Annotated in this window: 7 protein-coding genes; 6 read left to right on the top strand and 1 reads right to left on the bottom strand. The window is 65.3% G+C overall.

Going from position 1 to position 10,725, the window contains the following annotated elements; genetic code table 11:
- Positions 1-65 precede the first annotated feature (65 nt).
- From ACIPPQ_RS01015 to ACIPPQ_RS00990, 6 genes are all read left to right on the top strand, one after another.
- Positions 66-812, top strand: coding sequence for a 16S rRNA (uracil(1498)-N(3))-methyltransferase (locus ACIPPQ_RS01015; protein WP_446542369.1), 747 nt, complete (start codon positions 66-68; stop codon positions 810-812).
- Positions 813-971: 159 nt separating this feature from the next.
- Positions 972-2,885, top strand: coding sequence for a proprotein convertase P-domain-containing protein (locus ACIPPQ_RS01010; protein ID WP_446542368.1), 1,914 nt, complete (start codon positions 972-974; stop codon positions 2,883-2,885).
- Positions 2,885-4,930, top strand: a complete 2,046-nt coding sequence (locus ACIPPQ_RS01005) for a hypothetical protein (protein ID WP_446542367.1) — start codon at positions 2,885-2,887, stop codon at positions 4,928-4,930. Before ACIPPQ_RS01010 ends, ACIPPQ_RS01005 begins: the two co-directional genes overlap by 1 nt.
- Before the next feature lie 52 nt (positions 4,931-4,982).
- Positions 4,983-6,356, top strand: a complete 1,374-nt coding sequence (locus ACIPPQ_RS01000; protein WP_446542366.1) for a glutamate--cysteine ligase — start codon at positions 4,983-4,985, stop codon at positions 6,354-6,356.
- Between the two features lie 174 nt (positions 6,357-6,530).
- Entirely contained in the window at positions 6,531-8,810 is a 2,280-nt protein-coding gene (locus ACIPPQ_RS00995) for a TonB-dependent receptor (RefSeq protein ID WP_446542365.1), read from the top strand.
- Between the two features lie 101 nt (positions 8,811-8,911).
- A complete protein-coding gene (locus tag ACIPPQ_RS00990) occupies positions 8,912-9,229 on the top strand; it encodes a hypothetical protein (protein WP_446542364.1) in 318 nt (105 codons plus the stop codon).
- Here the strand turns inward: ACIPPQ_RS00990 and ACIPPQ_RS00985 are convergent.
- Complete coding sequence (locus tag ACIPPQ_RS00985; protein ID WP_446542363.1) at positions 9,226-10,623, bottom strand: methyltransferase family protein; 1,398 nt, start codon at positions 10,621-10,623, stop codon at positions 9,226-9,228. The two genes, ACIPPQ_RS00990 and ACIPPQ_RS00985, sit on opposite strands and share 4 nt — an antisense overlap.
- Positions 10,624-10,725: the final 102 nt, after the last annotated feature.

Genomic DNA, 10,725 nt, shown 5'->3' with positions numbered 1-10,725 from the left:
GGACATAGCCGATCGCTCCGTGGCAAAGGATGCACAAAATACCGCCTTCTGCTATTCGCGCAGCCATGCCCGCGACTCCCGCCTGGCCACCCGCCAGCACGCCCCGCCTGTTCGTCGATTTCCCGCTGGGACCCGATGCCGCACCGCTGATCGACGGCGCCGCCGCGCATTATCTGCTCGGCGTGATGCGAATGAAGGCGGGCGACCCCGTGCTTTTGTTCGACAATCGCAGCGGCGAATGGCTCGCGGTCATCGCGGACGCCGCAAAGCGGTCGCTGACGCTGCGCATCGAGCGCCAGATGCGCGCGCTCGAGCAGGTCCCCGACCTCTGGCTCTGCTTCGCGCCGGTCAAGAAGGCGCGGCTCGACTGGATCATCGAGAAAGCGACCGAGCTGGGGGTCGCGCGGCTGCAGCCCGTGATCACCGAACGGACGATCGTCGAGCGCGTCAAGCAGGAACGGATCGAAGCGCAGATCGTCGAGGCGTGCGAACAATGCGGACGCACCGCGCTTCCAACGCTGGCCGAGCCCGTCAAGCTGCCGCAGCTGTTGAAGGACTGGCCGGCGGATCGCGCGCTGCTGTTCGCCGACGAAGCCGGCGGCGTCCCGCTCGCAAAGGTCGACGCACCGGCGCCAGCGGCGATCCTGACCGGCCCCGAAGGCGGCTTCACCGACCGCGAGCGCGACATGCTGATGGGGCATGCCGCGGTGCGCCGTATCGCGCTCGGCCCGCGCATCCTGCGTGCCGAGACCGCGGCGATCGCCGCGGTCAGCCTTTGGATGGCGCAGCATGGCGACTGGTCGGTCGAATAGGGCAATATTGTCCCACACCCGAACAGAAACGCGGCCAAGTTACCGATTTTAACCGGATATTAGCTATGCGGACGCCATAGCGGCGTCATGCAACGGCGGGACCAGAGCCGATACCGCTGGCGTGGGGGCCAGTGTTTGCAGTCTGTGCGAGCATGTATCATGCTTGTCTGGCTGGCCTTCGGGCTGGCCGCGAATCCCGCCGCCGCACAGACCACGAGCAGTTACAGCAACACGACGACCGGCACGATCAGCGAAAACGCGACATCGTGCACCGGCCCGATGGTGCGGAGTTTCACCGTCGCGGCCAACGCGCAGGTCACCGACGTCAATATCGGCGTCCAGTTCACACACACATACCGCGGCGATGTCCGCGCGACGCTGGTGTCTCCCGCGGGGACAGTGGTCAACCTGATCACCAATATCGGGACGTCGATGGACAATCTGAATGTCCTGTTCGACGACAGCGCCGCAGCGAGTATCACGACGCACACCGCGAACAATGATTCGACCGCGACCGCGCCGCCCTATCAGCGGACGTTCCGCCCGCAGGGTACGCTCGCGAGCTTCAACGGCGAAGGATCGGCGGGCACCTGGCAGCTCACCATCTGCGATTCGCTGAATGGCGACAGCGGTGCCTTCACGCGGTCCGACCTGACGCTGACGACGGTGCCGCTGGTGCCCTACGCCGACCTGTCGCTGGCCAAGTCGGTGAGCAACGCCGCACCGGCATCCGGGACCAGCATCGACTATGTGCTGAGCGTCACCAATGCGGGCGCCTCGACGCTGACCGCGACGGGCGTGACGGTGCAGGACACGCTGCCCGCGGGCGTCAGCTTCACCAGCGCCGCGGGCTTCGGCAGCTACAACAGCACCACCGGCGTCTGGACTGTCGGCAGCATCCCGCCGGGAACGACGCGGACGCTGACGATTTCCGGCACCGTTGCGGCGACCGCGGGCGCGAGCGTCACCAACATCGCCGAGATCAGCGCCTCGTCGGCGTTCGATCCCGATTCCACCCCGGGCAACGGCGCGGCGGGTGAGGATGATACTGACAGCGCGAGCTTCACGGTGTCGGGCACCCGCGTCGCGGGAACGCCGCCGACGCTGGTCTGCCCGGTGGGCACGACAGTGCACGACTGGGACAGCGTCAGCTGGTCCGCAGGGACGACAAGCGGCAGCTATGCCCTGACCGCGATCGGCACGATGAATTTCAACATCGCGATCAGCGGCGGCAGTTTCCTGAACAACGCGACCTATGGCGGCCAGTCGCCGACGCGCCAGAACGCCGTCACCGGCGGGCTGGCGCCCGCGCAATTTTCGATATTCCAGATCGCCGATTTCACCAGCCAGGCGGGCGCGATCACCTCGACGATCGCCTTGCCGACCGCGGTGCCGGGTGTGCAGTTTCGCGTGTTCGACATCGATTATGCCGCAGGGCAGTTCGCCGACCGCCTGACCGTCATGGGCAGTTTCAACGGCACCCCGGTCACCCCCACGCTCACCAATGGCGTCAGCAATTATGTCATCGGCAACAGCGCCTATGGCGACGCCACCTCGGCCGACGGCAGCGCCAACGGCAATGTCGTCGTGACCTTTGCCGCGCCGGTCGACACCATCGTCATCACCTATGGCAGCCACAGCCTCGCACCCGCCGATCCGGGGCAGCAGGGCGCCGCGATCCACGATCTCACCTTCTGTCGCCCCACGACCAACCTGACGATCGCGAAGACGAGCAACGTCGTCGGCGATCCGGTGAACGGCACGACCGATCCCAAGGCGATCCCCGGCGCGACGGTGCGTTATTGCATCCTTGTCACCAACAACGGCAGCGGTACCGCGACGGGCATCAATATCGCCGACGCGCTGCCCGCCAGCACGACCTTCGTTCCGGGTTCGCTACGCAGCGGCGCAAGCTGTGCCAGCGCGACGACGGTCGAGGATGACAACGCGAGCGGCGCCGACGAAAACGACCCGTTCGGGGCGTCGATCACCGGCACGACCGTCGCCGCAACGACCCCGACACTGCTTCCCGCGAACGCGATGGCGGTTGCCTTCGACGTGACAATCAACTGATGTTCGGCCGTCCCCGCCTCGCGCGACGCGGCGTCCTCGTCGTTGTTGCCGCAGCGCTGGCGATCGCACCGCCCGCCGCGGCGCAACGCGTGATCGTCAATCCGTCGTTCGAAGCGAACAATCCGCAAGGCGCAGGCGCAGCCAATTACGAAATCTATTCGAACGGCTCGGTCACCGGCTGGGATTCGGCGTCGGGCGAGATCGAGCTGTGGGATACCAATTTCCAGGGCGTGCCCGCCTATGAAGGCTCGGTCTTCGCCGAAATGAACGCGAATGTCCCCGGTGCGCTCTACCAGAATATCTGCATGGTCACCGGCGAGACGATCGGCTGGACCTTTGCCCATCGTGCGCGATCGGGCGGCCCGGCGACACAAACCGCGCGCTTCCAGATCGCCAGCAACACGGGCACACTGATCCAGAGCCTCGCGACGCAGGCCTCGACGGTAAACAACGTGTGGAACGTCAACACCGGGTCGACCACCTATAGCGGCGCGTCGGGGGTGCAGCGTGTCCAGTTCATCACGACCGACGCGGGCAGCCTCGGCAATTTCCTCGACGACATCCGGATCACGCTCAATCCCTTCGTCGAACTGTCGACGGCGAGCGCCTCGGGGGTCGAATCGATCGCCTCGGCGAACGTGCCGGGGCTGGTCGTCAGCGGCACTTTGTTCACGCCGCGCACGGTCAATGTCAGCATCACCGGCGGCACGGCGACGCGCGGCACCGACTATACGACGCCCGGCGGCGGCGCGAACTTCACCGTCACCATTCCCGCAGGGACGTACCAGAATGTCACCGTCCCGCTCGGCATCCAGATCGTCGACGACACCGCGACCGAGGGCAGCGAAACGATCCAGATCGCGCTGAACAGCGGCACCGGATACACCGTGTCGAGCACGTCGAGTTGCGGCGGCACGCCGCGTACCGCGAGCACATACACGATCACCGACAATGATTCGCCCGTGGTGCTCGCGAAGAACTGGACGAACGGCATCGCGGGCGACGCGGTGAGTCTCTCGATCGCGGGCGGAGTGTTGCCGACGGCGGGCAGCTCGACCGTCGGCGGCGCCGCGACCAACGCGACGGCCATCGCCACCCCCGGCAGCACGCTGACCCTGACCGAAGCCTATACCGCCGGCAATGCAGCGAATTACACCAGCAGCCTCGAGTGCCGGCGCAACAGCGATAATGCGGTGGTCGCGACGTCGGGGAGCGGGCTCAGCCGCACCGTCGTCATGCCCACGGGCAGCTCGCTCACCTGCAGCTGGACGAACAGCCGCAAGTCGGCGACGCTTGTCGTGCGCAAGACATGGCAGAATGCACAGGTCTCCAATGCCGTGACGGTTGCGACGAGCGGGCTCATCAACAACGCCAGCCTCGCCTCGGTCGCGAACAGCGCGAACGAGACCGACACCAACGCCGCGGTCACCGTCTATGCCGCCGAAAGCGCGGTCCTCAGCGAAATCTTCACCGTTGGCAACGGGGCGAATTATTCGCAGGCGCTCGCCTGCACCGGCAATGCAACCGCGCTCGCGGGCAATATGCTCACGGTCGCGGCCGCCGACACGGCCATCGTCTGCACCTTCACCAACACCTATGTCGTGCCGCTGTCGATCGCGAAGGCATCGCTGGCGTACAGCGACCCGGTGAACGGGCTGACCAACCCCAAATTGATCCCCGGCGCCTTTGCCAACTACAGCCTGACCGTCACCGCGCCCTCGGGCACCGCGCCGACGGCGGGCAGCGTGATCGTCACCGACGCGATCCCGGCGAACCTCAGCCTGTTCGTCGGCACCTACGCGCCCGGCCCGGGCCCGATCCTGTTCACTGCGGGCGGCAGCGGGCTGACCTATGGCTTCACCAGCCTGTCGAACAATGCCGACGATCTCGAATTTTCGAACAATGGCGGTGCCAGCTGGACCTATGCGCCGACTCCCGACGCCGATGGCGTCGATCCGGCGATCACCCACGTCCGCATCCGGCCCAAGGGCGCGATGGCGCCGGGTTCGAGCTTCACGATCAACCTCCGCGCGCGCGTCAAATAGCGCGCGAACAACAGCCGATTGCATTCTGTACCGAACCGTATAATGGCGCGATATGAGCACGCGCACCGCCTCGGACAGCAACGATCCCATCGTCGAAAGCCGCGACCAGCTCGCGGTCCCCATGATCAAGGGCGAAAAGCCCAAGGATCGCTGGCGCATCGGCACCGAGCACGAGAAATTCGTCTATCGGACCGCCGATCACCGCGCGCCCAGCTATGACGAGCCCGGCGGCATCCACGACCTGTTGATGGCGCTCACCCGCTTCGGCTGGGAGCCGGTGATCGAGGGGGGCAAGGTTATCGCGCTTGCCGGCAGCGACGGCACCGTCAGCCTCGAACCTGCCGGGCAGCTCGAACTCTCGGGCGCGCCGCTCGAAAACCTCCACCAGACCTGCGCCGAAACCGGCCGTCACCTCAAACAGGTGAAGGAAGTCGGCGCCGAACTCGGGCTTGGCTTCCTCGGCCTTGGCATGTGGCCCGACAAGACGCGCGCCGAACTGCCGATCATGCCCAAGGGGCGGTACAAGATCATGCTCGACCATATGCCGCGCGTCGGCAGCATGGGGCTCGACATGATGCTGCGCACCTGCACGATCCAGACCAACCTCGATTATTCGTCCGAGGCCGACATGGTGCAGAAGTTCCGTGTTTCGCTGGCGCTCCAGCCGCTCGCGACCGCGCTGTTCGCCAGCTCGCCTTTCACCGAGGGCAAGCCCAACGGCTATATGTCGTATCGCAGCCATATCTGGACCGACACCGACCCCGCGCGCACCGGCATGCTGCCCTTCGTGTTCGAGGATGGCTTCGGCTATGAACGCTATGTCGACTATATGCTCGACGTGCCAATGTATTTCGTCTTCCGCGACGGCAAATATGTCGATGCCGCGGGGCAGAGCTTCCGCGATTTCCTGAAGGGCGAGCTGCCCGCGCTTCCCGGTGAGAAACCCCTGCTTTCCGACTGGAACGACCATCTGTCGACCGCCTTCCCCGAAGTGCGCCTCAAAAGCTTCCTTGAAATGCGCGGCGCCGACGGCGGCCCGTGGAACCGTATCTGCGCGCTCCCGGCGCTGTGGGTCGGGCTGCTCTATGACCAGGGCGCGCTCGACGCGGCGTGGGATCTCGTCAAGGGCTGGAGCATCGAGGAACAGCAGACGCTGCGCGACGCCGTCCCCAGCGAAGGCCTCGACGCCCCCGCGCCCGGCGGCGGCACGGTCGGCGAACTCGCGCACCGCGTGCTCGACATCGCTGCGGCAGGGCTCGCTGCGCGCGGCGAGGTCAATTCGATGGGCGACAATGAGGTCGGCTTCCTCGAACCGCTCCGCCGCATCGCCAAGAACGGCAAGTCGCCCGCACACGACCTGCTCGACCGGTACGAAGGCCCGTGGGGCGGCGATCTTTCCAAAATCTATGACGAGCTGAGCTTCTAGGAACGCCTTCCGGGGCCGGGAGCGACCGCCCCCAAAGTGCAGCAATTGCGCAACACTGCGGACATGAACGTCAGCGGCGGCCGCTTCGGCGATTGATTGCGCGCGCGCGCGAAGCCAAACAGGCTCCGGTTTTTCCACTCTCCCATCGTCAACTCTGTTTCAGGAAGCTCGCCCATGCGCCACTTTCCTTCCACTATCGCTATAAGCTTCGCCCTCGCCGCCGCCGGCTGGGCCGTCCCCGCCGCGGCACAGGACGCGCCCGCCGCGACCGACGACGCCGGCGTCGGCGTCGGCGAAATCATCGTCACCGCGCAGCGCCGCGAACAGAATATCCAGGACATCCCGCTTTCGGTCGACGTCGTCAGCGGCGCAAAGCTCGACGCGATCAATTCAGGGGGCGGCGACATTCGCGCGCTGGCCGGCCGCGTCCCCAGCCTCAACATCGAAAGCTCGTTCGGCCGCACCTTCCCGCGCTTCTACATCCGCGGGCTCGGCAACACCGATTTCGACCTCAACGCATCGCAGCCGGTCAGCCTCGTCTATGACGACGTCGTGCTCGAAAATCCGATCCTGAAGGGCTTCCCGATCTTCGACCTCGACCGCGTTGAAGTGCTGCGCGGGCCGCAGGGCACCTTGTTCGGCCGCAACACGCCCGCCGGCATTGTGAAGTTCGACAGCGTCCGCCCCGACCGCGACGGCGGCTATATCAAGGGCAGCTACGGCCGTTTCGATTCGATCAACATCGAGGGTGCGGCCGGCGGCCATCTCTCCGACACCGGGTCCGCGCGCCTTTCGGCGATGTACCAGCGTCGCAGCGACTGGGTCGACAATCTCGCGACCCCCGGCAAGAACGACCTCGAAGGCTATGAAGATATCGCGGTGCGCGGCCAGCTCCAGTTCGAGCCGACCGACGCGCTCAAGCTGCGCTTCACCGGCCAGTATCGCAAGTTCGACGGCACTGCGCGCGTGTTCCGCGCCAATATCTTCCGTCCGGGCAGCAACGACCTGATCTTCTACCCCGGCGTGCAGAACCCCGGCCAGACGCCCACCGCACCGGTCGATTTCGACCGCAATGTGGTGCGCACCGACGGGATCAATTTCCAGAAGCTCGAGCTCTATAACGCCGCCGCGACGCTCGAATATGATTTCGGCCCGGTCACGCTGACCTCGGTCACCGCCTACTGGAACGGCAATTACGACAGCCGCGGCGACGTCGACGGCGGGTTCGGCGCCAGCTTCCTGCCGAACTCGGGTCCGGGGATCATCCCCTTCCCCGCCCAGTCGCAGGACCAGGTGCCCAGCCTCGACCAGCTCACGCAGGAAATCCGCATCGCGTCGAACCCCGGCAGCGCGATCGATTATCAGGCGGGCTTCTTCTACTTCGACGAAAATATCGACATCGGTTCGATCAACTATGACAACCCCACCGACACGACCCCCAGCGTCATCGCGATGCAGCGGCAGGATTCGCGCGCGTGGGGCCTGTTCGGATCGGTCACCGTTCCCGTCACCGAGCAGCTCAAGCTGACCGCTGGCGCGCGCTACAACGAGGATCGCCGCCGCATGACGGTCGACCGCACCGGCTTTTTCGGCGCGATCGGCACCGGCTTTGCCGCGGTGAAGGACGACAATCTGACGTGGGACCTGTCGGCGACCTATGAAGCATCGGATGCGGTCAACCTCTACGCCCGCGTCGCCAAGGGCTATCGCGCGCCGAGCATCCAGGGCCGCGCGCTGTTCGTCTTCACGACGGTGCAGGACGCGATCAGCACCGCCGACAGCGAAACGATCATGTCGTACGAAGCGGGGATCAAGACCCAGTTCGACCGCCGCATCCGCTTCAACCTGTCGGGCTTCGTCTACGACCTCAAGGATGCACAGCTCACCGCGGTCGGCGGCACGATCAACACCGCACGGCTTATCAACGTCGACAATGTCCACGGCTATGGCTTCGAGGCCGAACTCGACGCGCGCCCGGTCGACAATATGGTCCTGACCGCGGGCATCAGCTACAACAACGCCAAGATCGACGATCCCAACGCCTTCATCACCGGGTGCGGCGGCGGCTGCACCGTGCTCGACCCGGTTCGTCCGGGATCGCCGGGCATCTATTCGATCGACGGCAACCAGCTGCCGCAGGCACCGAAATGGTCGATCAACTGGACCGCGGGCTATGGCGTGCCGGTCGGCAACGGCGAAGTCTATGTCTTCACCGACTGGGCGTATCGTTCGAAGGTCAATTTCTTCCTGTATGAATCGGCCGAGTTCAACGACGACCATATGCTCGAGGGTGGGCTGCGCGTCGGTTACCGCACCGACCGCTATGATATCGCCGCCTTCGCGCGGAACATCACGAACGACGTGTCGGCGGTGGGTGCGATCGATTTCAACAATTTGACCGGCTTCGTCAACGAGCCCCGCATCTGGGGCATCGAGGCGGGTTATAAATTCTAGGAATGCTTCCGGTCCGCGCGGCTTTTCCTTTCGCGCGGACCGGCCTTCGCATCCGAATATTTCCATGTTATCATCGGCCTGCAACGATGTGGGAGACGATGATGTCCCGTTTGATCGCCAGCCTTGTCGCCATCGGCCTGTTGTCCAGTCCGGCCGCCGTTTTCGCCAGCGATGTGAATTCGGCCGCCGACTTCGGCGCCAGCGCTTATGGCAATGCCGTCCGTATCTACCCCCGCACCCGCGAGGAAGAGCGCAAATGGCTGTTGCAGCGGCTGGAAGCGGTATGCAGCAGCAAGCTGCGGTCCGACCAGCGCCGCTGCGACAGCGCATGGCGCATCATCGCCGACGGCTATGCCCAGTTGCAGGCGCGGCGCGCCGCCGAAGCGGCGAGCGCCACCACCGATCCGCTGAAGGATTAGGCGACCGGCCCGATACGCGGGTCGGGTTCGAGCCGGATGAGCGGGCGCGCCCGCCCCGTCAGCTTCGCGAACAGGCGCGGCACCAGCGCATTCGCCTGCGCCCAGTTCCAATAAGCGACGTAGGCCGGATCGGCGAGGAGATGCTTCTCCTCGGTCTTCGCGCGCCAGTAATAGACGCCGCTGACGAGGCCGAGCAGCACGACGTTGCGCGCGCCCTCGACCCAGCCGCCCGCGGTGACGAGAAAGGGCAGCGACCCGATCCACCAGGTCATATTCTTTGAAATATAAGCGGGATGGCGCGTGAAGGCATAAGGCCCGTGGGTGATGATTCCGCGATGCGTCAGGTTCGAAAAGCGGATCCCGAATGCCATCGTCGCCCAGCTGTAGACCGCGGTCAGCAGCACGAGCGCGATCGCCCAGACGGTCAGCAACCCGTCATGCCCCGCCAGCCAATAGCCCCAGTCGGAGCCGTACATCTGGTAATCGAGCGGCCCGCCGCTCATCAGGATGAAGGGCGGGTAGCAGATGAGCGCCGCGACCCATGCCATGCCATAGGGATTGGCGGTGCGGATATGCGCGTCCAGCGGCTTCAGGGTCAGGATATAGCCGACCGTCGCGATATGGACGTCGATCAGATAGAGGAAATTGATCGTCCAGATTCCCGTCCTGTACGGATTGGCGAGGACTTCGCTCATCGGCACGGTGACCAGCGCCGAGAAATTGCCCGGAACGATCGAGAGCATGAAGGCGGTGAAAAAGCCCTTCACCGCCCAGGCGCGCAGATGATGTCCGATGGCGCGGCCGTCGACGGGCTGGCCGGGCGCGATCAGCCATCGGCCGAAGGCGTAGCAACCGTCGCGCGGTTCGACCAGGCGGCGGTCGAGCCACAGCATATAGGGCACCGAAACGAGCAGCAGCCACGGCACGACGGTTTCGAGGAGCTTCATCGAGAAGGCGTAATTGCCCTCCCAATAATAGCGCATCGTCGCGTAGGTCAGCGCGATCAGCCCCCATGTCGCCCACAGGCCGGCGAGCTTGGTCAGGCTGATATCGACCGTCTCGCGCCACGGACGACGCTGCGCCCAGTCGATGCCGGTCGACGGATTGCGATGCACCTTGTCGACGAACACCGACCATAAAACCATCGGGATACCGCAGGCGAGTACGCTCGCGATCGCCGAGTTCGGCCCGCTCATCGGCCCGCGGGTTCCCCAGTCGATGCCAAGGAAGGCCGCGATCTCGGGCGCGAAGCGCGCGATGAGCAAATAGCTCACCAGCCCCGCGAGCCCGACGATGCCGACCCCCGCGCTGACCGCCGAACGCGGGCGCACGTCGGCCGGCGCCGACGGGTCGCCCGCCGATTCGTGCGGGCCGGGTTGAGCGGAATTGGCCATGATATTCACCCGCTTAGCCCTAGCCGAAAATGGTAAGCAAGCCGTCAATACAAAAGGCCGATTCGCCCGCCATTTCCCGCCAAATTGGCAGCGTTCCTGCGC

This window comes from Sphingopyxis sp. LARHCG72 (genome assembly GCF_052871675.1).
The sequence above is the reverse complement of the archived record's forward strand: the minus strand, read 5'-3'. Positions and strand labels throughout refer to the sequence as shown.

Bases quoted from the DNA above. Each gene is read 5' to 3' on its own strand.
- ACIPPQ_RS01010 (WP_446542368.1), top strand. From the start codon at position 972: ATGCTTGTCTGGCTGGCCTTCGGGCTGGCCGCGAATCCCGCCGCCGCA.
- ACIPPQ_RS00990 (WP_446542364.1), top strand. From the start codon at position 8,912: ATGTCCCGTTTGATCGCCAGCCTTGTCGCCATCGGCCTGTTGTCCAGT.
- ACIPPQ_RS01000 (WP_446542366.1), top strand. From the start codon at position 4,983: ATGAGCACGCGCACCGCCTCGGACAGCAACGATCCCATCGTCGAAAGC.
- ACIPPQ_RS00995 (WP_446542365.1), top strand. From the start codon at position 6,531: ATGCGCCACTTTCCTTCCACTATCGCTATAAGCTTCGCCCTCGCCGCC.
- ACIPPQ_RS00985 (WP_446542363.1), bottom strand. From the start codon at position 10,623: ATGGCCAATTCCGCTCAACCCGGCCCGCACGAATCGGCGGGCGACCCG.
- ACIPPQ_RS01015 (WP_446542369.1), top strand. From the start codon at position 66: ATGCCCGCGACTCCCGCCTGGCCACCCGCCAGCACGCCCCGCCTGTTC.
- ACIPPQ_RS01005 (WP_446542367.1), top strand. From the start codon at position 2,885: ATGTTCGGCCGTCCCCGCCTCGCGCGACGCGGCGTCCTCGTCGTTGTT.